The 22346-nt window shown below is 64.7% G+C and carries 26 protein-coding genes; 1 reads left to right on the top strand and 25 read right to left on the bottom strand.

What is annotated here, in order from left to right; genetic code table 11:
• The first annotated feature begins 642 nt into the window (after window positions 1-642).
• The gene (gene repC, locus AUL32_RS23125; protein ID WP_062120606.1) at window positions 643-1734 is read left to right on the top strand and encodes a replication initiation protein RepC; all 1092 of its coding nucleotides are present in this window, start codon (window positions 643-645) and stop codon (window positions 1732-1734) included.
• Window positions 1735-1768: 34 nt separating this feature from the next.
• Here the strand turns inward: repC and AUL32_RS23120 are convergent, their stop codons facing one another.
• The 25 genes from AUL32_RS23120 to AUL32_RS23010 all read right to left on the bottom strand — a co-directional run bounded on the left by AUL32_RS23120 (window position 1769) and on the right by AUL32_RS23010 (window position 22346).
• Window positions 1769-3142, bottom strand: coding sequence for an ATP-dependent DNA ligase (locus tag AUL32_RS23120; RefSeq protein WP_062120603.1), 1374 nt, complete (start codon window positions 3140-3142; stop codon window positions 1769-1771).
• A 13-nt stretch (window positions 3143-3155) separates the two neighbouring features.
• Window positions 3156-3695 carry a hypothetical protein gene (locus AUL32_RS23115; RefSeq protein WP_062120600.1) on the bottom strand — a complete coding sequence of 180 codons (540 nt, stop codon included), beginning with the start codon at window positions 3693-3695 and terminating at the stop codon, window positions 3156-3158.
• Window positions 3695-4252 (bottom strand): hypothetical protein, encoded by a 558-nt coding sequence (locus AUL32_RS23110; protein ID WP_062120598.1) that lies wholly within the window; start codon window positions 4250-4252, stop codon window positions 3695-3697. Before AUL32_RS23110 ends, AUL32_RS23115 begins: the two co-directional genes overlap by 1 nt.
• A gap of 2 nt (window positions 4253-4254) precedes the next feature.
• Complete coding sequence (locus tag AUL32_RS23105) at window positions 4255-4776, bottom strand: WGR domain-containing protein (protein ID WP_062120595.1); 522 nt, start codon at window positions 4774-4776, stop codon at window positions 4255-4257.
• Window positions 4777-4854: 78 nt separating this feature from the next.
• Window positions 4855-5937 carry a hypothetical protein gene (locus AUL32_RS23100; protein ID WP_062120593.1) on the bottom strand — a complete coding sequence of 361 codons (1083 nt, stop codon included), beginning with the start codon at window positions 5935-5937 and terminating at the stop codon, window positions 4855-4857.
• Window positions 5938-7299 carry a DnaB-like helicase C-terminal domain-containing protein gene (locus AUL32_RS23095; protein ID WP_062120590.1) on the bottom strand — a complete coding sequence of 454 codons (1362 nt, stop codon included), beginning with the start codon at window positions 7297-7299 and terminating at the stop codon, window positions 5938-5940. It abuts the gene before it with no gap.
• A gap of 100 nt (window positions 7300-7399) precedes the next feature.
• On the bottom strand, window positions 7400-8110 hold the full coding sequence (locus AUL32_RS23090; RefSeq protein WP_156421591.1) for a hypothetical protein: 711 nt from the start codon (window positions 8108-8110) through the stop codon (window positions 7400-7402).
• A gap of 23 nt (window positions 8111-8133) precedes the next feature.
• Window positions 8134-8955 (bottom strand): PhoH family protein, encoded by an 822-nt coding sequence (locus tag AUL32_RS23085; protein WP_062120584.1) that lies wholly within the window; start codon window positions 8953-8955, stop codon window positions 8134-8136.
• A 221-nt stretch (window positions 8956-9176) separates the two neighbouring features.
• Window positions 9177-9353, bottom strand: a complete 177-nt coding sequence (locus AUL32_RS25390; protein WP_156421590.1) for a hypothetical protein — start codon at window positions 9351-9353, stop codon at window positions 9177-9179.
• Between the two features lie 55 nt (window positions 9354-9408).
• The gene (locus AUL32_RS23080) at window positions 9409-9873 is read right to left on the bottom strand and encodes a hypothetical protein (protein WP_062120581.1); all 465 of its coding nucleotides are present in this window, start codon (window positions 9871-9873) and stop codon (window positions 9409-9411) included.
• Window positions 9870-10175: a hypothetical protein gene (locus AUL32_RS23075; protein ID WP_156421589.1), complete on the bottom strand. Its 306-nt coding sequence runs from the start codon at window positions 10173-10175 to the stop codon at window positions 9870-9872. Before AUL32_RS23075 ends, AUL32_RS23080 begins: the two co-directional genes overlap by 4 nt.
• Window positions 10172-10717: a glycoside hydrolase family 108 protein gene (locus AUL32_RS23070; RefSeq protein ID WP_082660041.1), complete on the bottom strand. Its 546-nt coding sequence runs from the start codon at window positions 10715-10717 to the stop codon at window positions 10172-10174. Before AUL32_RS23070 ends, AUL32_RS23075 begins: the two co-directional genes overlap by 4 nt.
• Window positions 10718-10734: 17 nt before the next feature.
• Complete coding sequence (locus tag AUL32_RS25385) at window positions 10735-10905, bottom strand: hypothetical protein (RefSeq protein WP_156421588.1); 171 nt, start codon at window positions 10903-10905, stop codon at window positions 10735-10737.
• Window positions 10905-11183, bottom strand: coding sequence for a hypothetical protein (locus AUL32_RS23065; RefSeq protein WP_062120571.1), 279 nt, complete (start codon window positions 11181-11183; stop codon window positions 10905-10907). The genes AUL32_RS25385 and AUL32_RS23065 overlap by 1 nt, the downstream gene beginning before the upstream one ends.
• Before the next feature lie 41 nt (window positions 11184-11224).
• On the bottom strand, window positions 11225-11617 hold the full coding sequence (locus AUL32_RS23060) for a DUF1353 domain-containing protein (RefSeq protein WP_062120568.1): 393 nt from the start codon (window positions 11615-11617) through the stop codon (window positions 11225-11227).
• The gene (locus AUL32_RS23055) at window positions 11617-11832 is read right to left on the bottom strand and encodes a hypothetical protein (protein WP_062120566.1); all 216 of its coding nucleotides are present in this window, start codon (window positions 11830-11832) and stop codon (window positions 11617-11619) included. Before AUL32_RS23055 ends, AUL32_RS23060 begins: the two co-directional genes overlap by 1 nt.
• 25 nt (window positions 11833-11857) lie before the next feature.
• Window positions 11858-12445, bottom strand: coding sequence for a hypothetical protein (locus AUL32_RS23050; protein WP_062120563.1), 588 nt, complete (start codon window positions 12443-12445; stop codon window positions 11858-11860).
• Between the two features lie 3 nt (window positions 12446-12448).
• Entirely contained in the window at window positions 12449-14197 is a 1749-nt protein-coding gene (locus AUL32_RS23045) for a hypothetical protein (protein ID WP_062120560.1), read from the bottom strand.
• Between the two features lie 72 nt (window positions 14198-14269).
• Window positions 14270-14980, bottom strand: coding sequence for a hypothetical protein (locus AUL32_RS23040; protein ID WP_062120558.1), 711 nt, complete (start codon window positions 14978-14980; stop codon window positions 14270-14272).
• Window positions 14980-15282, bottom strand: a complete 303-nt coding sequence (locus AUL32_RS23035) for a hypothetical protein (protein WP_062120555.1) — start codon at window positions 15280-15282, stop codon at window positions 14980-14982. Before AUL32_RS23035 ends, AUL32_RS23040 begins: the two co-directional genes overlap by 1 nt.
• Window positions 15282-19868, bottom strand: coding sequence for a TipJ family phage tail tip protein (gene gpJ / locus AUL32_RS23030; RefSeq protein ID WP_062120553.1), 4587 nt, complete (start codon window positions 19866-19868; stop codon window positions 15282-15284). The genes AUL32_RS23035 and gpJ overlap by 1 nt, the downstream gene beginning before the upstream one ends.
• Entirely contained in the window at window positions 19861-20469 is a 609-nt protein-coding gene (locus AUL32_RS23025; RefSeq protein ID WP_062120550.1) for a tail assembly protein, read from the bottom strand. The genes gpJ and AUL32_RS23025 overlap by 8 nt, the downstream gene beginning before the upstream one ends.
• Entirely contained in the window at window positions 20462-21238 is a 777-nt protein-coding gene (locus tag AUL32_RS23020) for a C40 family peptidase (RefSeq protein ID WP_062120547.1), read from the bottom strand. Before AUL32_RS23020 ends, AUL32_RS23025 begins: the two co-directional genes overlap by 8 nt.
• On the bottom strand, window positions 21238-21948 hold the full coding sequence (locus AUL32_RS23015) for a phage minor tail protein L (protein WP_062120544.1): 711 nt from the start codon (window positions 21946-21948) through the stop codon (window positions 21238-21240). The genes AUL32_RS23020 and AUL32_RS23015 overlap by 1 nt, the downstream gene beginning before the upstream one ends.
• A gap of 41 nt (window positions 21949-21989) precedes the next feature.
• On the bottom strand, window positions 21990-22346 hold the full coding sequence (locus tag AUL32_RS23010; protein ID WP_062120541.1) for a phage tail protein: 357 nt from the start codon (window positions 22344-22346) through the stop codon (window positions 21990-21992).

The raw sequence follows: 22346 nt of genomic DNA, 5'->3' as shown, positions 1-22346 counted from the left end.
ATCGGAATTCGATAAGCGCTTACTGACGACGAATTGGCGTCGCAGTCAAGCGGGTCAACAAGGTGTATAGGGGCTGTGAACGAGGTTTTTCGCCAGTTTCCTTGACATTTTTGCGTCCATGACAGGTTGGCGACAGGTTTATGAGCCTGTGCGTCAGTCTGGATGACACCGCTGGACAAGCAGGTTGGCGAATCTATGATGGGCGCAATGCTAAGCCGGGCCTGGGATTTCACCTCCAGCGCTCGGCAGGCGTAAGCCTCGACTTATGTTCCATAATACGAATTATGCCACAAATCCGGTTTCCCCTGGTTGAAGGGGCGGCCCAGCGCTGATTTTTGGTGGATGTCTGCAACATGGCACTGATTCTCTCCCCCGGCAAGCCCCGAATCTTTGACTCTGAAACTGGAATCGTGCGGGGTGCGATTTGGTGCGCGCTTCGCACCAGAATCAGAATCAACCGTAAACGAGAGCGAAGAAATGTAGGCCCAAAGGCAAAAGGCCCCGGAGCTGGAAACTCCAAGGGCCTTTCAGGAAGAATCACCAGTTTCGCGGCCGGTTGATCTCTTCTGACATGGCGAATCAGACGTGTCAACGCGCCTCCTAGGCGCGATTGAGAGCCTTTGCGCCCACGGAAAGGATCCGATGGGACAGAGAACGGGATGGCGCGCCCTCGCGCCAGCGCCCGAGATGATCGCGTTCAACCTGGCGATCACCAAGGAGGAGATCTATCGAGCGGCGCGGGATGCGTCGTTCGCCCTGGACCTGCGACCGGCCGCTCGCGCCGTGCTCCAGCAGCTCTGCGGGTTCTTTCGAGAGGTCATCGCCGGCCGCGCGCTGGTTTGGCCGTCCAACGAGGTGCTCGGCGAGCGGACGGGTCTGTCCGAGCGCTCGATCCGCTATGCGCTGCGCGACCTCATCCAGGCCAAGCTCATCGCCTCGAAGGACTCGGCCAACGGGAAGCGCTTCGCGATCCGCTCGAGCTCGGGCCAGATCATCGATGCCTTTGGCTTCGATCTCGCCCCGCTCGTGCAACGGCTCGAGGACTTCAAGCTCCTGATCGAGCGCAAACGCGCACAGAAGGCCGCTGACAAGCGTTTGCGTGAGGAGGTCACAATCGCACGCCGGACAGTGCTGGAAGCGCTGGAGAGCGATCCTCGTCGCCTAGATTTCGCGATTTCCAGATTTCGAGACGCCGAAGCGGTCACTCCGAAGCGTGGGCTGGTGCCTGCCGACGTGCGCGACCTGTGGATGACCCTCAAGGAAGACGTCCTTCGTGCCTTCTATGAGACGGGCAATGCCGGCAATCCTTGCCGCCTCATTGAGACAAACAACGATGGAAACCAGCATTCTTGTAACAAGGGCTTCGAGGAGAAGCCTGGTGCGGACGTTTCCGTCTCGGACCTCCTGACGGCCGCGCCCGACGCGAACGCCTTCCTGATAGAGCCCGTGACCAACCGGAGTGAGGCGATCGCAGCCGCGGCGAAGCTGCGCGGGGTGATTGGGGCGAACGCGAGCGTCTGGACGGAGGGTGTCGCGGCGATCGGGCCGTGGAGGACGGCCGTCGCGGTGTTCCTGGTCGTCCAGGCCGCGGAGGATGACCAGCGATCGGGCGCCGGGCGCATTCGAAATCCTGGAGGCTACCTGCGCGCCTATATCCGCATGATCGCCGAAGGACGCATCAAGCTTCCGCTCGAGGTCGAACGGCTGCGCACGCGAAAACGGGCGAGCCCGTGAGCCCGCCCGTCTGGATTTCTGGATTTCCGGAAAGCTATGCGGCCAGCGGCACGCTCTGCTCGTCCGCCTTGTCGTCGCGGAACCGCAGATGACGCGGATGGCGCAGCGAGCCGTCGGGTGTGACCTCGTGGAACTCGACCTCGGAGAGACGGCCGAGCAGCTTGAACCCGACCGTCGAGATCGAGGGATCGACCGTGAAGCCGGGCTTGAAGCCGACCATCGGGTCGATGCCGAGCCGCTTGGCGTCCTCGCACCAGTCGTCGAAGAGCTCCTTGCGCAGCTCGTCCGAGAACCCGCCGCCGACGCGCACATGGACGCCGTCGCGATCGAGGATGAAGCCACCGAAGCCGTCGGCGTTCTTGGTGCCGGGCTCGCCGTTGAAGAAGCCGACGATCGGCAGGTCTTCCGTGTCGCTCGGCTTCACCTTCAGCCAGTCGTGCGACTTCGAGCGCTTGTAGGTGCCGCTCTGGATCTTCACCATCGCGCCCTCGTGGCCTTGGGCGACGAACTTGTCGAAGAGGTTGTAAATCTCCTCGTGCGAGTTGGCGAAGTAGCGCGGGAGCTGCTGGACGCGCGTGACGCCTGCGGCATGGAGTTCCTTGACGAGCTTCTCGACGTTCTGGCGCCGCACCTGATAGCTCGCGGGCTTCTCGCCCTCGAACACGGCCGACGGGAAAACGTCGAACACGTAGAAGATCGCCTCGTCAGCCTGGACCGACTTGCGACGCAGGTCGCCGCTCGTCTGGTTGAATGATCCGGACTTCACCTCGCCGTCGATCGCGATGGCGTCACGGTCATAGCTCGTCTTCGGGAGCGCGGCATAGATCTCCGCGGCGAGGTCGTTCGCCGACGTCATCTCCTGGCCCGAGCGGGTGTAGAACTGCGGCTTCTGCCCCTTCGCCATGTGGACGCCGCGGAAGCCGTCCACCTTGGGCTCGACCGCGACCGGCCAGCTCTTGATCCGCTTCTCCTCGAAGACGTGCGCCCGCATGATCGCGAAAACCGGGATCGTGCCCTCGCGCGCCTTGTTGATCGTGGACGTGTTGATGCCGGCGCGCAGATCCTTCTTCATGATGCGCCGGAGAGCCTCGCCAGCGCGATAGGAGAGCGTGCCGAACACCTTCTCGACCTCGGTGGCCGCTTCCGAGCCGGTGAGCTTGCGCGACGACAGGTTGAGCAGCATCGGCTCGACCCGGCGCATGTCACCATCGCCCTTGCCGAAGCGCACGTCACCGCTCTCGGGCGGCGTGATGCCGAAGGTGATGAACGGGTCGTAGGCGTAGACGACGACCTTGCGGAAGAGCTCGTCCTGGAGCGCCGCCTTGAGGAGGCGCTCCTTTTCGTTGCGGCCGCTTTCGGCAGCGATGCGGTCGAGCTCGTCGACCACCTGTTCGAGATTGCTGAACAAGATCCGTAACCTCTTACTTTACCGAAAGGATGATGTCGGCGATGCGCTCGACCTCGGCCGCGGGCACGCCGCGGAAGGGCGCGAACTCGGCGAGCGAGGCGGCGAGACGGTCACGCTTGGCCTTCGCCTCGCGCTCGAGACCGACCTTGGCGCGGTGCTCGAAGCGCTCGATCTTGCGCATGGCGCCGCGCTGCTTGAGCCAGGTGCGGGCGATGCCGGCGCGCGAGAAATCTTCCTCGGGCGGCTCGTTCAGATTGAGACGCTGACGCTCCGCGGTGCGCTCTGCGCACGCCTGCTCGTAGAGGTCGTCGAGCATGTCCTCGCGGAGCTGCGCCTCGATCGCGGGATCGACCGCAGGGGTCGACGGGATCTGGTTCTCGGCAATCTGCGCGTCGTGCTTCTGCTCGATCCGGAACTCCTCGATCGAACGATCGACGGCGTCCTGGATGCCCTCGCCCGGACGGACATGGACCTCGCGAATCTGGACCTCGGCGGGATCGAGGCCGAGCGCCTGGCTGAGGAACGACTCGAGGGAGGGTGCGATATGGCCCATTATGCGGCTTCCTTGACTGCGTTGTTGATGGCGGTGGTGAGATCGTTGCCGGCGACCGGCCCAGCCTTGGCTGGTGCTGCGGCCTTCGGCGCGGAAGGCTTGCGACGAGGCGCGGGCATCTCGTCGTGTTCGATGTGGATCGCGCCCTTGGTGCGCGGGGCCGACTTCATGGCCGCGTCGATGCGGTCGTTGGCCGTGGCGATGAGCTCCCGCTCGCGCGCCGAGACCTCGTATTTCTTCATGTCCCGCTCGTCGCAGATGACGGGCCGGATGCGCTGAAGATCCTCGCGGCGCAGCGATCCGTGCTTGGGCTCGAACGAGCCGTAGGGATCGCCGTAGTCGCCGACGCCCAGGCGCTTGATGATGTTGTTGATCGGGCACTTGCCGGCGCACAGCGCGGCCTGGCACCCCTGGCGCTTCTCCGGGCGGCGTCCGGACCAGACGAGCTCGCGCAGGTTCATGCAGGAGACCATGCGCGTCGTGGCGTCGAAGATCGGACAGGTGAACGTGAACTGGTTCTGGTCGGAAAGCGTCTTGAAGGAGTCGATCGGCTTCATGGTCAGAAGATCCCGAAGTTGGGGTTTTCGGCGTTCGCGGCCGTCTCGCGGCTGATGCGCTCGCGCTCGATCGCAGCTTCGTCGACCTCGACGAGCTTGGGCGGCGGGTCGCCGATCCAGTTGCCGTCGTCGTCACGGTTCGCGGGCTTGGCGCCGCGCTTGCACCCGGTCGTGTCGATGCCGGCCTTGAGGTGATCGAGCGCGTCGGCGCCGATCGACGTGAAGACGCCGATCCCGAGGAAGGTCTTGACCATGTCGGCGTCGCCGAGATCGTCCTTCTTGGCGCCCTCCTCGTAGCCCTTGCGGGGCGTCGTCTTGGAGCGCACGACCTTCCAGAACTCGTTGACCGCACCCTCGTTGGTGTCGAAGGTCTGGACATCGATCTGCCCGAAGGCGCCGACCTTGCCCCAGCGCTTGATCAGGATGGAGCGTTTCGTCTCGGCACAGCAGATCGAATAGACGTGGTAGTCCTTCGTCCCGCTCTTGTGGTCGAGAGTGATCCGCTCGAAACGTAGCTGTTTCATGCGTCCTCGCGTGTCTCGTTGTGTGAGTTCTTTATAGCAGCGCGCACATCGGTTTTCAGTAAGCGCTTACTGGATAGATCAGGCGTAAGGCGAACGCAGTCGCAGCCGGACGTCGAGGCTCGGCGTGTAGACCTGGGCCTTGTAGAAGCACTCGCGCACGACGTCGGCCGGGACTTCGTTCGGGTCGCGGCCCTTGGGCAGAAGCGCGATCCGGACCTTGAGGCCGATGCCGACCAGAAGCCGCGCAGCGTCGAGCCCGGAGTTGAGGGCGTCCGTGGAGCCGTCCCACATGATTGTCACCTCGCGCACGCCTCGAGCCTTCAGCTTGAGGAAGCAGCCGAGCTGGTCGTTGCCGTCCACCGCGCCGTAGGAGAGGTGCTTGCCGAAGGATGCGACCGACACGACGTCGCGCAGGTCGACGGCCTCGTCGAAGGCGATCTTCATCGCCATGATGTCGAAAGCCCCCTCCCCCATCGCGACGCGGCTGGTGAGCTGGACGTTCTGACCGTTCAGGAGATAGCGCCCGGTGCCCGGCAGCATCTTTGGGAAGAGGTATTTCTGCTCGTTCTTGGTGCCGGTGATGTCGCGGCCCTGGAACGTCACGAGCTCGCCGTCGAGATCGAAGACCGGGATGATGACGCGCTCGCCGAAATCCTGCCCGCCGGTGGTGCCGTCCTCCTTGGTGAAATTCCACCAGCCCGCCTGGCAGTAGCGCAGGTGGAAGTAGCCGGCGATGTCGCCGTTGATGCCGCGGTTCTCGAGGTAGGCGAGGTTCTGATCGTCCTTGGTCGGGAGCTGGAGCGAGAGCGGCAGCTTGACGTTGACGGGCACCTCGACCGCGGCCGTGACGGTGCGCGGCGGGCGCCAGCCCTGTTCGGTCAGGATCTCCTTGCAGGTCGCGATGATGTCGCGCCAGTTGTCGCCGAGATCGAGAGCGTGGGCGATGAAGGTCAGCTTGTTGAAGGGCTCGTTGCAGACGAAGCAGTTGCCGACCCCGGTATCCTCGTTGAGGTAGACCCGGTAGCGATCGTCGTCGCAGGCCGGGCAGCGCTGGACGTTGAGCTGCATCCCGGAGCGCCCGCGCGAGCGCTTGAACGGAATGCTCTCGCGCTCGAGGAAGTAGTCGAGCTCCAGCTCCTTCTTGATCTCGGCGATGTCCATTCAGGCCCTCCCGATCACCTTGGAGATGAATTTCATCTTGTCGCGCTCCTGGTTGACCTCGAGCGAGAAGCCGTCCTCGGAGTTTCGGGCCGCGACGAAGTGCAGGCGCGCCTTGCCGTCGATGCGTTCCTGCTCCGTCGTGTTGATCCCGAGCACGATGTCGGCGATGCGGATGCGGTTGAAGTCCTCGGCGACGTCGGTGGCCTTGGCCGTGTGCGCCTTGGCGCCGTCACGGTTGGTCTGCGTCGCGGTGAGCACGGCCGCGTCGTAGTCGAAGGAGATCGAGCGCAGGTCCACGTAGATCGATTTGGAGTTGTCGACGTTGGAGTCGGTCCAGCGCTCCGGCATCATGATGTCGGCGTAGTCGACGACGATCATGTCGAAGATGATGCCGTCCTGGCGGTAGTCCTCGAGGACGCGCCGGATTTCCGACGGGCGCAGCGTGCCGGTCGCGTATTCGCGGATCTTGAAGTGCCCGGCCTTGGCGCGCGCCTTGTCGAGCTTAGCCTGGACGGTCTGCGGATCGTCCTTGAGCTTGCGGATCGCCGTCTCGGTGACGTTCGCGTCGATACGGTCGGCCGTGATCTGCGCGGAGTTCTCGAGCGTGAAGTGGATGACGTTGTAGCCGGCGAGCGACGCGGCCATGCCGAACTGGATCAGGAGGGCGGACTTGCCTTCCTTCGCGGCGCCCATGATGAGGGAGAGCTCTTTGCGGCCCCATCCGTTGTGGTGCAGGTAGGCGTCGAGCGAGGGAAGCCCGGTCGTGATGCCGTTGGCGACGATCTTGCCGGCGTTGAAGTCCTCGCGGATCTGCGTGCGGTTGGCGCTCTCCTCCCAGAAGTCGTATTCGCCGCGGTCGACGATCGCACCGACACGGAAGGCGCTCGAGAGGAGCTTCTCGATCGTGGAGAAGTCGTGCTTGCCGAGCGCGCCGATCGCATCGACCATCGCGTTCTGGATCGCCTGATGCTTGGCGAACTCGATCACCTTGTCGAGCACGTAGTCCGGGCCGGAGAGATCGGTCTTGAGGATCGCGCGGAAGGCGTCCTTGACCTCGTCGATCATGTCCGAGCGGATCTTCTTCTTGGCGATCGCATCCTTGAGGAGCGCCGGGAAGAGCGAGACGCCGGGCGCGCCGCGATACTGCTCGATGTAGGTGAGGCTGATCTGCGCGAGCACCGAGTTCGCGGCCTCGGTGAAGTAGCCGGGCTTGATGAGATCGCGGGCCTTCAACGCGAAGTTCGGCTCGCGCATCAGGAGCGCCAGCACCTTGCGCTGGAAGGCGTCGTCAAACTCGAACGCGGGTCCGCCTTCGGTCTCGTCTTCTTCGGGTTCGACCTGGGCTGCGGCTGCGGCTGACATCGAGCGTCCGTTCCTTCTACGAAAATAAGCGTTTACTTATCCACGAAGCGCTAAAAAATGCGCGTCAAAGCGCGCTCTTCTCGCTTGCAGATATACGCGACTAAGCGTTGGGTATCGACACGTTGTCGTTGAGGGCTTGTCGATCCCGCGCGGATAGACGCGCTGCGACCTTCTCCATCGGAATGAGGTTCTGGCCCACGAAGTCGGTCAGGTAGGCGACGGGGTTCTGTCGCATGAACGCCTGCTTGAAGAGCCATTCGTGATGGTCGTTCTGGTAGGCGGCGCCGACGTAGTTCTCGTTGTGATAGGCGGGCTCGTCGCAGACGTAGATGCGCCCCTTCTGCATCTCCTCCCAGCGCTCGGCCGTCTTCTCGACGTCCTCCGGCCCGAAGAGGTGCTGCGGCTGGGGCAAGTAGCTGTGCGTCCAGTAGCGAAGGCGGAAGCCCATCACGAGGTCGATGTAGACGTCGTAGGGCATTCCGAGCGCGTCGGCGACCTGACGGCCGCGCCAGCAGGACACGAGCTTCTTCTTGGCGCTCGGATCCTCGAACGCTTCCGCGAACTCCTCGACGCTCTCGTAGCCCTCCTTGAGGAACTTGGGCTTGATGAACGTCGAGGTGCGCTTGTCGATGTTGCGGGCGAAGGTGATGCGGAACTGGCGGAAATACGCGGCGACGTATTCCATGGTCGCTTCGGCAGGAACGAGCTGGCGGTAGGAGAACCACTTGCGCGTGAAGAGGCTCCCCTCCATCGCGATGAACTCCTTGCGGATATGCTTGGTCGCCAGGATGTCGGACTCGAGGCCCGACATCGCGTTTCGTTCCTGCACTGCGATCATGATGCTTTCAAAAACCTTCGCACACCGGCGTTGTCGTTCTCGCTGTAGATATAGCGATCGTCAGAAGGGTTTTCGTAAGCTTGCACGATGGCCTGGCAGAGGCCCGACCGGACGATGTCCTCGTAGCCGAACATGACGGCCGCGACGCCCTTGATGCCGTCGAGACGCTCCATGGCGTCGACGAGGCCCGTGGACTCCTTCGGGATGTCGAGCTGGTTGGGATCGCCGTTGACGATGAACTTGGCGTTCTCGCCGATGCGCGACAGGAGGAGCTTCATCTGGTTGCGGGTCGCGTTCTGCATCTCGTCCGCGATCACCCAGCAGTTCTTGAGGGTCGCGCCGCGCAGGAACGCCAGCGGGCGGGCCTCGATCGCGCCGCTCTTGATCATGCCCTCGACCTGGGACTCGCCGAAGAACTCAACGAAGGCGTCCTTCACGGGCCGGAAGTAGGGCTCATATTTCTCGTCCAGCTCGCCGGGCAGGAAGCCGAGCTTGTCCTCCGCGGCCTCGACGTTCGGGCGGGTGACGATGATCTTGTCGATCTCGCCGGCCTCGAGCGCCTGGGCGGCGCGCATCGCGGCGAACCAGGTCTTGCCGGTGCCGGCAGGGCCGATGCCGAAGACGATGCTCTCGTCGCGGATGTTCTCGTCGTAGACCTCCTGCGCCTCGGTCATCGGGGCGACGTGCGTCACGGTGCGCTTGCGGGGACGGACGGGCATGGAGAAGTCGCGCTCCGCGGCCTGGCGAGCGAGGATGCGATCCTGGCGACGATCGCGACGTTCCTGCTGACGGTTCCGGGTGGCGTTGAGCTTGGGCATCGTAGGGCTCCAGATGCGTTGGGTAGTCGATGGGTGAAACATAGCGACAGAGTAAGCGCTTATTTATCTTGCATGGCGCCTAGAACGACGCAAGACGGAAAAATTCGTGCGAGCCGGTCAGCTATGCGGGGGATCGTGGTTTCGAGCCGGAAGATCCGTCGATCTACATTAGAGCTTATATCTAAGATATATTGTTTAGTTCTAATGTAGATCGAAGGCTTTTAGTTCGTGGGTCTTGCGGTCTGGTAGTAGTCGATCAGCGCGCGGCTCTGCTGCATGTGCCGGAGCAGTTCCGCCTTGTTCCGGAGCGCGGTCTGCGCGTTCTCCGGGGTCTGGCAGACGAACTCGTCCGGGTCTTCGTGCGGGCAGAGCTCGTAGCGCTCGATCGACAGATCCACCGGATCGGGGAGAGCCGGGTGGAAGAGCTCGGCGCGCGGACGCGCCAGGGGTTCGTTACCGGCTCGACTGCTTAAGCATCCGGTTAAGGTCGCCATGCAGAGCATTGAGGCGGTCAGGAAGGCTGCGGTTCGCATCGGGCGCGCTTTCGGTCTGGGTCGGGGTGTTGGGGCGGTTGGTCGGGACCGGCGCCGGCTTGCGGGTGAGCTCCTCGATCTGCTTCTTCAGCGGACCCATGCCTTCCGTGATGGTGCGGTTGGCGTCCTGGAGCTTCTCGAGGCGCCAGGTCTGGTCCTCGATCAGGAGCTCGAGCTCCTTGTTCGCCTGCTCGGCGAGATCCTTGGCGATGCGCTCGACGGCCAGAGAAGCCGCCTGACGCGCGATCGTCGCTTTCAGGTCGCGCAGGTGCATCGCACCGACGAACGCGCCCAGGCAGAGCGCTACGACGAACAGGAGGGTGAAAATGACTCGACCGGGGAGCTTGCGAAGCTTCCCGGCCAACCAGGTGAGAACGACGGTCAAAATTCGGGATCCACTCGAGGACGGGCAAGACGCGGCTCGTCGTCGTCGCCGAAGGGCGATCGCGGGAACGGGCGGCGATGCTTGCGCTTGGAATTGTCGTCGTAGGCGGCTCCGAAGACGTAGCAGCCGACGATCGACACGATGACACCCATGAGGGCGAGGAATGCCTGCTCGTGCAGCGCGCTCTCGTTGCCCCAAAGGATGATGTATTGGGCGTTGCCGAGCAGCCAGCCGAGGACGACGAGCATGACCCGTCGCCTGATCGTCCAGTTGTCGTCTCCGGCCCGCGGCTTCTGGCTCACAGGCGGAACTCGTTGGCTCGGTTCTTCCAGCCCTTGAGGAAGCGACCCTGCTTGGCGTCGTTCGCGACCAGGCGCTCGTAGAAGGCGATCCGGTTGGTGACGTAGCCGTTGTTGACGCGCTTGAAGCCGAAGCGGGCGATCGCCTGCTCTGCGAGCCGGATCGTCACGGGACCGATCGCGCCGTCGATGTTGATGCGGATGCCGAGCTGCGAGATCGTGTTCTGGAGGAGGATCACCGCGCGCTTGGCGCCGGCGTTCACGCTCATGTCGAACACCTGCGGCTGAAGCTTCAGCGGCAGACGGTGAATGTTCGGCTGGACGAAGAAGTCCTGCTTGTAGAGCTCCGCTGCGATCTCGGGCGTGACGAGCCGGATGTCCTTGGCGTCGATCACGCCGTCGCCGTTGAGGTCCAGCTCGGGCTTGCCCTTGGCATAGCGCAGCGAGACGCCGTGATTGGTCGCCCCGCCGTTGTCGTTCTTGTCGTCGACGTATCCGCCTTCCCGACGGATGATGTCGGCGATCATCTGGTCTACGGTCTTCATGGTGAAAAAGTAACCTCTTACTTAGACGCCAGCGCGAGCGAATGCGGCTCTGGAGCGGCTTGCGCTGCACCGGCGAGTTGGTGCCCAAGATGCTGGGCCGTCAGGATCAGGACGAAGGAGCAGAATGCCATGATGGCCGGACGAACGATCTCGTCGCTCGTCCGGAAAGGCTTGGTGGAACGGAACATCAGCGCTTCTCCGGCTGACGGGCTTCGAGGCCGGTGATGGCGATCGTGAGCCCGTGAATCTGGGTGGAGAGCTTCTCAACCTTGCCGGCGATGTCGACGCGGAGTTCCTTGTTGTCCGCCTTGAGCGTCACGATCTCCTTCTCGGCGGTCGCGACGCGGTATTCGAGGTTCGACAGGTATCCAGTGCCGTTCCAGAACGCGAGGAACAGACCGATCAGGGTCGCTGCATACGTCAGGTGCCGCGGAGCGAGCGCGAAGCCTTCCTTGGGAACCGACATTTAGAGAGACCTTCCAGCAGGTAAGTAAGCAATTACTTATCCTAACAGAAGCGGGAGGCGAACGATACCCATACGTCGATGTGACGCTTGGCGAGGACGCCCCGATAGACGATCTCCGCGCGCACCGGACTGACGCCGATCGCGATCAGCGCCGTGCGCAGCTCCCTCGCCGCCTCGCGCCACTCGACGCCCATCGACAGAAGGAAGTCGTGGACGACCGCGGCCTTCGACTCCCTCGTGCCCCACGGCGGCAGGAACCACCACAGGCAGCGCGGGACCGTGGCGCCGTCGGTGACGAAGCCGACCGGGACGATGACCCATCGGCCCGATCCCTTGTGCTCCCGCTCGTATTCGATGGGCTCGAGGAGCTTGGCGTCCCTCCCCTGCCCGTCGAAGAAATCGAGCCGGAGACCTGGCTCGGTGTAGACGCTCATCAGGCGGCAGCGATGACGGCGCGCACCTGGTCGAGATAGGCGAGCGCGGACGCCTTCACCTGCTCCTTGACGCTGCCCTTGGCGCTCTCGGCGAAGGGCGCGTAGATCGCGAGGTTATGCCCGCCCGACCCTTCGCTGATGACCGTGACGGTCACGCGGTCGTTGAGGGTGTCGGCTGCGAAGTTGGCGATGTTCATCTTCGGGGTGTCGGCCATGGTGATTTCCTTTCGGTGGCTGTGGTCAGAGGGTGGCAGCGCGCGCCCACAGCTCATCGAGCGCGGCGCTGTCGTAGGTCTTCTCGTCGCTCGACAGGAGGTAGGCGACGAAGGGAGTGAGCGGGTGCGAACGCTCGAACTGCGTGGACGCGGCCAGGTGCATGATCGCCTCCTGGCGCACCTGGTCGTCCGGGATCATGTCGAGGACGCCGGCCAGGATCTTCGGCAGCGTGCCGACAGTCGCCCATGCGAGCGCCTCGTCGAAGCTGATCACCCCGTCCTGGCAGACCGCGAGCGCGAACTGCTTGCGCGAGATCGCCTTGAGGGTGCCAGGCTCGGCCGGCGCGTCGATGGGCGGCTGCGTGGCGAGCTCGTCGGCAAGGCGCCGCTCGGCTGTCTTCACGGTGCCGGCCTCGTATGCCTGAACGACGATCGCCTCGTCGCTCGACGGGATCGCGATGCCGTTCTTGCGGCAGCGGTCGACCTCAAGCGCGACGATCTGGTCGGCGAGCGCCTTGGCGCGGCCCTGGATCTGCGAGGTGTAGAGGAAGGCGGGGTCAGCGATCTCGTATTCGAGCGCGCGCATCTCCGCATCGGTGATTTCGATGAGCATCGATTATCCCAGGAGGTAGAGTTGAACTTCGGTGTGATTGGCCCCGGTGTAGACGTTCACCGGGTTCTGATCGGGCCGGTAGCAGAGGTAGTCTCCAGCGTTCAGAGCGCGCATCGAGACGGACGTCGAGGTTCCGCCCGAAGCGCCGACGTTGTGACAGAAGCCGACCGAAACCGAGTTGTTGACGAGGACGTTCAGGCGCCGGGCTTGCTGGTTGTCGCCGAAATAGACCTTGTGGATGATGAGGTAGAGGCCGGTCGTCGGGACATGGAGCGCCTGTCCGCTCGGCCCGATGGCACCGCCCGAGTAGAAGCCGCCCACGTTCAGCTCGAAGCCGCCCAGAATGCCGTAGGACGTGTTTCCGCTGAAGTCCTCGAAGCGGCCCTGCGCGCGGTGCCCGATGCAGCGCGGCTGGTTCGGCTTGAACATCACGGCTTGGTTGTTGATCGTGATGATGCCGGTCTGCGGCTGAAGCACGATGTCGCCCGACCCGGTGTTCACGATATTCATGTTGCCGTTTGAGCCGGACCCGCGCGCGATCTCGCCGTAGCCCGTCGCGTTCGCTCCACCATAGAGCGTGACCGCGCGGCGCCCGGCCGAAGCGACGTTGCCGGCGATGTTGACCTGCGAGCGCCGGGAAAGGTCGTCCTCCTTGGCGTTCAGAGCGGTCTGCGCAGCGCTCGAGACGGGCTTGTTGGCGTCCGACGTGTTGTCGGCGTTGCCCAGACCCACCTGCGCCTTGGTGACGGCGTGCGGGTTCGACTTGTTGGCCGTATGGTCCGAGAGCGCCTTGTCCCAGGCCGTCTTGACCGCGTCGATCTCCTCCTTGGTGTAGAAGCGCCCGTCGGCCGCGGTCTTGGTGTAGGCGAGCTCGCCGGTTCGGGTGTCGGCTTCCTCCTTGGAGTAGGCGCCGACCTGCGCGGCCGTGACCTTGTGCGGGTTGTTGGTGTTGGCCCCGTGGCCCGAAATGTCGGCGCCCTCGGCGCGCGTCGCCGCAGCTTCGGCCCGGCCGGCATCGGTCGCAGCGGTGCCGGCACTCGAGGCTGCGTTCGTCTCGCTCGTCTTGGCGTTCGTCGCCGACGTCGCGGCCTTGCTCTCGGAGCTCTTGGCGTTGATCTCGGAGGTTTTTGCCTTCGAGGCCGAGCTCGCCGCGTTGGTCTCCGACGTCTTGGCGTTCTTCTCGCTGGTGCCGGCGTTGGTCGCAGCAGTCGAGGCGCGGTCGGCATCCGCTTTAACGCTTGCCTCGCTGCTGGCCGCGCGGGATGCGGCGTCGATCGCGTCCTGTCGGTTGGCCGACATGCGCGAGTCCCAATCCTCGGTGTCGAGCCGGACGGCCTCGACGCGCGAGATGGTCTGGTCGCGGAGCTGCGTGATCGCGAGCGTGCCGTCGACGACGAGATCGGTGATCTCCTGGACGGAGCCCGAGCCGAGCGTGTTGAGGTCGGTGAGCGCCTTCGAGACGAGGAGCCGGAACTCGGACAGCGAGGTCTCGATGCCGATGTAGCGCAGCGCCGAGCCCAGGTTGTTCAGATCCTCGGACTTCACGCCCGCTTCCGCGGCGCGCGCGCGGATGCGCTCAAGGAGCGCGGTCTGGGTCGCGGCGATGTCCTGACTGGACGGCTTGCCCGTGCCGCCGATCTGCTTGAGAGCCTGCGTGAGGTAGGAGAGCTCCTCGGCCGACGTGGTCGAGGTCTCGGCCCGATCCTTGATCGAGTCGAGGATCGAGCCCTGGGCGTCGGAGAATGTAGTCATGGTCCCTCAAGGCGTGCGGAAATAAGTAAGCGTTTGCTTATCCTACCGCACGCCGGTAGGCGCGTCGATCGATTATTCCGGCGCTCGCGCGATCATCGCATACATCGGCCCGCCGCCGACGTTCTGATAGTTCACCGGCCCGCCAGACTGCCAGATGAACATATCGCGCACGTTGAGCCCCATGCCGGTGTTTCGGATGCCGTGCGCTCGCCAGTAGTAGATATAGCCGCCGATCTGCGTTCCGCCGTTTCCGCCTTGCTGGGGAACCGGGATCGAGCCCAGCGACCACTGGAAAGAGCCGTTGGTCACGATCCAGTTGCCAGGCCCGACGTCGTGGTTGTTGCCGGCGTCCGCTTGAGACGACTGCCCGATCTCGGCCAGATGGACGATCTCGAGGTAGCGGTGCGCGCTGTCGAACACCTGCCGCCCGACGCCGTCCCAAATCTGGAGCCCGAAGCGCTCGCCGCTCGGAGGAGGCCGATCGTAGATGAACCAGTTGAAGACGTGGTAGTTCGCCCCGTCGCGCGGGCCGGCGATCAGGAAGCGGTGCTCCGATCCGTTGATCTGCGTGCGCAGGAGAACGAGGTTGTGCGAGCTCTGCCAGAAGATGATCGGGAACTCGCCGTGCCAGACGATCTCCGCGGCCCAGACGTTGTAGCCGGTGCCGCCGACGGCTTGCTCGGTGAGGACCGCCTGCCCTGACGCGCGCAGCGCCAGGTTCGAGAAGTCCTGGTCGATCTGGATCGTGCCATGGTCGTTGGTGACTGCAAGGCCATAGCTCATCAGCGCGTTCCAAAGATGATGCGATGCGCGCGCGCCTGGCCGAGCGCTGGCGAGCCCTGGTAGGCCCAGCGCAGGCGCGTCGCGCCTTCCATCCAGATCCGCGGCGTCATCGAGAAGTTGAAGGGTTGGCCGTTGGGAAGCGGCTGCACGAACCAGGCGGGCGTGCCACGCAAGAACCCGCCATGGTCGAGGAAGCCGTCGTTGCCGACGTCGGTGTAGCCCAGGATCGAGACAAGCCGGCGATCGGTGTTGACGGTGAGACGCCCTTGGGCGTCCCACACCTGAAGTCCGAACGCGGCCATCAGCCCAGGAACCCAAGGCGAACGCGCAGGACGTTGTTCTCGTCCCAGACCAGGATGCGCGCGTTGTCGAACTCGATCCGGAACTTGCCGTTGGCCGAACGCGCGACGCCGGCCGTGATGTCGCCGATGTTGGCCGAGATCGCCGACAGCGAGCCCACGTTGATATGCTCGGCATTCACCTGCTTGGCCTTGATGTGCTCGGCCAGGAGGAAGCCGATCGCGGCCTTGTCGGACGTGATCTGGCGCGACTGGATATGGCCGGCGTTGACGGCGCCGACGTCGATGTTGTTGGCCTTCACCGAGCGCGCGGCGAGCTGGTCGGTGTCGACCGTGCCCGTCTTGATCTTCGACCCGTCGATGACCGTGCGGCCCCAATTCGTCACGAGGTCGAGGTTGCCGCGGTAGCAGGCGAGCGTGATGCAGCTCTGCGCCCCGCCCGAGACCGAGTAGGCGACCGACGTCGAGAAGCTCACCCCGGCCGTGCCGGCGATGTAGACGAGGTAGAGCGGCTGGCCCGTGTATTGCGCCTGGCCGGCCGGGATCGACACGCTCGCGAGCATCCCCTCGTCGGTGATGTAGCGGATCGTGCCGGCCGTCCACGAGACGTAGTTGAGCGAGGGCTTGTTGTGCTCGAACTCCACGCCCTCGATCGCGATGCCGCGCTGACCGACCTCGAGCGAGTTGGTCTTAACGGTGTTGGCCGCGATCGCCCCGCCGTTGATCTCGGTGGAGTCGCCGCCCATGATCCAGCTCGTGAGCGTCGAGGCGCCCTTGATGCGGATCTTGCCCGGATCGATGAAGGTCGCGCCGCGATTGATCCGATCGACCGGATCGGCCTGCGAGTTCGCCTGGATCTGCGCGAGCGTCTGGTTGCCCACGACGATCGAGCCGGCGAGCGCCGTCCCTGCCCGGAGCTTCGCCGCGTCCAGTTCGATGATGTGCGCGCTGTCGATCACCGCATCGCCGATCTGCGCGCGGTTGGTGATCAGCTCCTCGGTCGCGAGATGCACGGCCCGGATCGCGAAGGCGCGGATATGGCGCGCGTCCACGGCGTTGGTGCGCAGATGCGGGGTCGAGATCGACAGGTTGTCGATCTGCGTGCCGTCGATCTGCCCGTTGAGGCTCTCGAGGTCGAACTCGAGGTCGTCGATGATCGAGGACGTGTCGAGCGTCGAGGCAGAGACCGCGCCCGACCAGTCGCTCGCGTTGCCGGAGACGTCCACCGCGCGAACGCGCATGTAGTAGGTCTCTTTGGTCGTCGCGCCTTCGGGGTAGTAGATGAAGGACGTCGAGGCGCTGTCCTTGACGATCGCGTTCGGCAGGACGTCCAGCGTCTCACCGACATAGACCTCGTAGTGCGAGACGTCCCGCTCCTCGTTCGGAGCCCAGGTGAGCCATAGCGCCTTGATGGTCGGGCGCACGATCAGACCCGTCGGTGCGTCCGGCGCCACGAGGTCGCGAGCCGCGTCCACGATGATCGGATCGGTCGCCACCGAGTAGTTGAAGCGGCGATCGTAGGCGCGCAGGATCGCCTCGACGCGAAGGCCGGGGATCGTGACGAACTCGAATTGGTTGTCGGAGACCGGATACGGCACGTAGTTCGAGCGCGTCCCGTCCGAGAGCACCTCGCGGATCGAGATCTGGAAGCCCGCGAGGTCCGTGTCCTCGGTGTTCTCGTCCCAGGTGAACAGGATGCGCGCGCGGCCGTCCTCGGTGAGCGTGGACTCGCCCTTGAAGCCGGTCGGCCGGATGGGCGGGTCGACGTCCACGTCGGAGACGAGCGGCGTCACCTGGAACTGCGGCGAGAACTTGAGACCCGTCTTGCCGAACGTGTCGTAGCAGGCGATCCGGATGTATTGGGTCCGGCCGCTGTAGATCGGGTAGGACAGGATCGAGGACGTCGTGTCGACCACGGGCGCCTCGACCTCGGGATCGAAGTTCGGCGTTTCCGTCACCCAGACGAGCGTGCCGGCGAAATCGAGGTCGGCCGGGTTCGTCCAGTTCAGGAAGATCTGGTTGACGCCCGGATAGACCTCGGGCGCCGGCGTGTCCGGAACCGGGTTCTCGACGGCCAGGGAAGCTTCAGGGCTCGTTCGCTCAAGCGTATCTTGCAGAGTGACGACGAAGCGCAGTTTGCGCGCTGGTGAGCGTCCCTGTGCGCGATTGTCGATCCTGTTGCGCTCCAGAGTGTAGACGTAGCGCTCGCCCTGCACGACTTCGCTGCGCAGGAGCGTCGAGGTCTCGGCATCCCAGACCTGGACCGTGTTGCGCAGATAGAACTGCGGCGCGGCGAGGACGTTCGTCCAGGCGATCTCGGCGTCGGGACGGTTGAACACCGGCCCGCCGGGCATGTGCAGGTCGATGACCTGCGGCATGGCCGCTTCGCCCCAGCCCTTTGCGTCGTATTCGTAGGTGAAGGGCTTCGAGGGAATGCCCGTGATGCCGAACGAGGTGATCTTGAACGTGTAGCGGCCGGCCACGACGTTCTCGATCTCCTGGTAGGGCACCTCGATGTTGTTGAAGGTCGCGCGCCCGCGCGGCCCGGCGACCTCGACCATGTGCCGGACGGCCAGCGGCGAGCCGGGCGTCCAGGACAGGAGGATGCGCGAGACCGGCGTGCCGTTCTCGAGGAACTGCGTCTCGACGGCCTCGGCCGCGATCGGCGCCTCGGTCGTGGACGGCGGGCGCGTGTAGTTGATCGGGTCGAGCAGGATGTCGCGCTCGACGCGGGCATACTTCGTCGGGTCGTGCAGGAGCGCCGTCACCTGGAAGATGCCGTCGTTCTCCTTGATCGTCAGCACGCGGAAGGGCCGCGGGTTCAGATAGGACGAGAACAGCCCGTAGATCGTCTGGTCGACCGGCTGGGCCGACAGGGCGCGCTCGAGGACGACGGTGCGCCCGTCGTTCGACCAGCTCTGGATTTTCACCGACTCCATCACGCCCGACGGCATGGCGACCGACAGGTGATAGGCGAACTGGTTCTCCGGCTCGAACGCAGCGTCGAGCGTGACGGTGCGCAGGTTCGCCGAGATCTCGACGATGCGGCCGGCCGTGCGCGCGCTCATCTTCGCCGGGTCGTGGACGTTGATGATCTCGAAGGGCTTGAGGTCGGCCATGTCCCAGCCGGCCGAGAACGCGACCGTCTCCGTCTCGTGGAGCTCGGTGTCGAGGATCCACTTGCCGTAGCGGTGCGCCTGGCCGCGCGAGGTGCAGCCGTGTGCCTGGACGCGCGTCTCGCGCCAGCCGAACTTGCGCAGCGCCTCGTCGTTGATGACGGCTTCCACTGCGGACTTGCCGAAGTCGGCCGGGTCGTTCCAGGAGACCTGCGCGACCGAGTGCCGGGACTTGCGGCTGGTGCCCGAGTAGGAGAAGCGCCCCTCGATGACGTTGGCCGGCGCGACGGTCATCTTCGGGTCGGTCGGCATGTCGGCGACCGCATACACCTGCCCGACCGCCCAGAAGGCCATGCCCCGGAACGTGTTCGTGATGTTCTTCAGCACCGTGTAGGCTTCGGTGCGCGTGTTGATCACGCCGTTGAACGTGAAGCGGTGCTCGTGGAGATCGCCGCCCTGCTGGTTCTTGAAGCCCGACGGCACGACCTCGTCGCAGTAGCGCCCGATCTGGTAGAGCGACCACTTGTCGATGCGCTGCGCGTCGATGAACTCGCCCAGGCCATAGCGGTTGTTGGTCAGGAGGTCGTAGAAGATCCACGCCGGGTTGTTCGTCCAGGCGATCTTGAAGCGGCCGTCCCACATGCCCGAGTAGGTGCGCGTGTAGGGGTCGTAGTTCGTCGGCACCTGGATCTTGAGACCGCGGACCTTGTAGTTGCGCGCGGGGATCGACGAGCCGAACTGCTCGGCGTTGATGACGAGGTAGGCGTAGGCCGAATAGGGGTAGGTGAACTTGCCGCGCTGGATCACCGAGTAGGCGCCCCAGATCAGCGAGTTCGACAGCTTGGAGCTCGTCGAGTCCGGCCACTCGCGCACGACGCGCAGATCCCACGGGCCGGTGCCGCGCAGCTCGATCACATGGTCGATCTGGACGCCGGACGTGGTCTTCTCGTTGACGAGCGTCTTGTGGACCGCGCGGCCCCAGGAGCCGCCCGAGGGGCGGACATCGATGCCGTAGACGAGGTGCGTGCCGTTGATGTCGCCCTTGTCCGTGTATTGGACGAGCGCCGGGATGTTGATGATGACACGGACGGCGTCGGCGCCCTGGTCGACGATCGTGCGCGTGACCGGGCCGGTGGCCTGCTTCACCTCGACCGACACGTCGTAGGGCGTCTCGACCTGAACGAGGCCGGGAACGTGATCCTGATCGGGCGTGCCGACGCGCTGCTCGAACTCGACGCCCGTGAAATTCAGGGTGCCGTCGGCGTTCATGAGCGGCGTCTGGTCGAAGTAGACGCCCTGCGGGCCTCCGACGATACCTTCGATCTCGCCTTCGCAGATCAGCTCGGCGATGCGCGCAATCGCGTTGGAGCGCAGCGTATCCGACGCCTCCTTCGCGGCCTTGCCCGAGCCGCCCTTCATGGAGCCGCCCGAGCCTTCGAGGATGCGTTCGATGGGGAGAGCGGCGTTACGCATGGTTGAGCTGCTGCTCGATGTCGATGCCGGCCGAGATGACCTGACCGCCCGTGATGACCTCGCCGTAGACCAGCGGCACGGGGTTGCCCTGCTCGTAGGTGTTGGTCGGCCCCGAGAGCGAATGGCTGGTCTTCTTCTCGTCCTCGCCCTTCTTGTCGGGGTCCGAGATCAGGCTCGAGGCGCCGGCGATCGCGAGGCCGAGACCGATGAAGGCGACGGACGCCCAGGAGACCGATCCGAGAAGCGTGCCAGACGCGCCGATCGCGCCGGCCAGCGTGCCGCCCGAGAAGAACAGGGCCGCGCCGACGAGCGCGACGCCGAGAATGGCCTTCAGGATACCGCCGCGCTTGGCGCCTTCGGCGACCGGGATGATGTGCAGGTCCGCGTTGCCGAGCCGGTAGTCGTTGACCTCCTCGAGGTCGATCGCAAAGCCCGTCTTCTCGTCGCCGCGCACCAGGCGGTAGTGGCCGATCTCGAGATCCTCGCGGAAGCGCGGGAAGTTGGCGTTGAGCGCGCGGATGGCCTCGCCGGCCGTCAGCACGTCGAGCTCGAACGTCTTGCCATACTTGGCGAGATGACCGTGCAGGTGGATCTTACGCATCCGACCCGTCTCCTTCATATCGGATCCACAGCTTCGCGCTGCGCGCCCAGATCGAGGACGGCTCGCGGCGCGACAGGCGCTTGGGGAGGTGGTGGAAAATCAGGTCGTCCTCGACGAGGAGACCACCGTGGTTGATCTTGTCGGTCGGTGCCGACGGATGGCTGACGGTCCCGAGGAACACGTCGCCGGGCTGCGCCTCGCGGATCGAGATTTCGCGAAATCCAAATTTCCGGAAATGGTCGACGTAGAGATCCTGACCCTCGCTCCACCAGCCGTCGCCGCGCGGAACTTCCGGCAGCTCGATCGCGGGGAACGGCCAGTTCTCGGACAGCCCTTGCGCGGCCATGCCCTCGCGGCCGACCCGGTAGGTGTCTCGGATCAGCGCGTAGCAATCGTGCAGGCCATGGACGAACTCGCGGCCGAGAAGCGGTGCCATGGGGAGCTGGTCGCCCCACATGATCGGATCGGACGCGCTCTCGCCGTCCGTCACGATGATTGCCCAAGGGATGCCCCAGGAGCGCTGCGCGACCATGTCGGCCTGGCTCGGCGAGTTCGGCCCGTTCGGGTGCGAATGGATGACCCACTCCACCGTGCCGGAGACGGCCGCGCGCGCTTCCTCCGCGGGATCGATGCGGAAGTGCTCGGTCGGGCTCTCGTGGACGTTTTCCAGGGGCACGTAGCGGCCGGCGACGACGAAGCCGACGCTCTCGCGCGGGAACTCGGCGATGGCGTGCGCCTGCGCGGCCTTGGTGATCTCGGACCCAAGCATCAGCGGACCCTCGACGCGCCGGTGAAGCCGCCGAAGGGCAGCGGATTGTTCGCGCCGAAGCGCAGCTTGCAGCCGCCCACGCGCCGCGAGCACTCGTCCTTGGTCGGATCGCTCGTCGGGTTGTCGTTGCGGTCGAACATGGCGCCGCCCGCATAGGGGCAGAGGCACTTCGAGTAGTCGAAGCGGCCGGTGTTCGGGTTGAAGTTGCGGTAGCGGAAGAGGCAGGTGTCGCGGATCACCGTGCGCTTGGGCAGGAGTGCGTCGTCCTGGTCGATCGCGGCCGAGAGCTCCCACTCGATGTAGGCGTAGTTCTCGTCGGTCTTGCGCTCGATCTCGAAGGTGTCCGGCCCGAGATAGGCGGTCGGGTCCGCGGCCATCTGGCCGTCGAGGTGATGGTGGAAGGTGCGGACGCGCTGGACCTCGCAGCCGAGAAGGTCGCCGAACGTGTTCACGAGCGCCTGGACGGTGAGATCCGAGTTCGCGATCCGGAGTGTGGGCGTCGGTAGCGATCCGCCGGCCGTGACCTCGAAGCCCTCGACCTCGATGTCGACGGGCGAATAGACGACGCCGCCGAACTTCACGGCCTGGTCGGACTGCGACGCCTGGCAGAAGAAATACTCCCCGCCGCCGACCTTGCGCGTGTCGATGCGGTAGAGCGAAATCTTCGCGCCAGGCGTCAGGTTCTGGAGTGTCGGGGTGATGGATGCCATCCCGACATGATAAGTAATTGCTTACTTAAACGCCAGCCGTTTCAGCGGCGAAGGTCGAAGCTTTCGACGAAGGTCGCCGACAGCTTGCGGAACCCGCCCGGCTCGGCCGAGTCCTGCCAGTCCTCGCAGGTCCACTTGCGCGCCTTGTCCGAGTTCACCGGCTGGTAGTGGAACGGGATCGTCCCCTGGTGCTCCTCGAGGAAGGCGATGATGAGCCGGGCCTCGAACGGGAGAAGCGTGTCCCACTGGAGCGTCAGCGTGTAGCGCATGTGGTTCAGCCCGTTGGGCGTCGTCTGCGTGTAGCCGTCGCCGAACTCGGCCTTCTTGATGTTGAACTTCGGCTTCATCATCGTCGGGCCGGCCGGCGGCTTCGCCGGCCTGAAGGTTCGTAGTGCCAT

It is taken from the genome of Aureimonas sp. AU40, from assembly GCF_001463785.1.
Classification (GTDB): domain Bacteria; phylum Pseudomonadota; class Alphaproteobacteria; order Rhizobiales; family Rhizobiaceae; genus Aureimonas.
The sequence above is the reverse complement of the archived record's forward strand: the minus strand, read 5'-3'. Positions and strand labels throughout refer to the sequence as shown.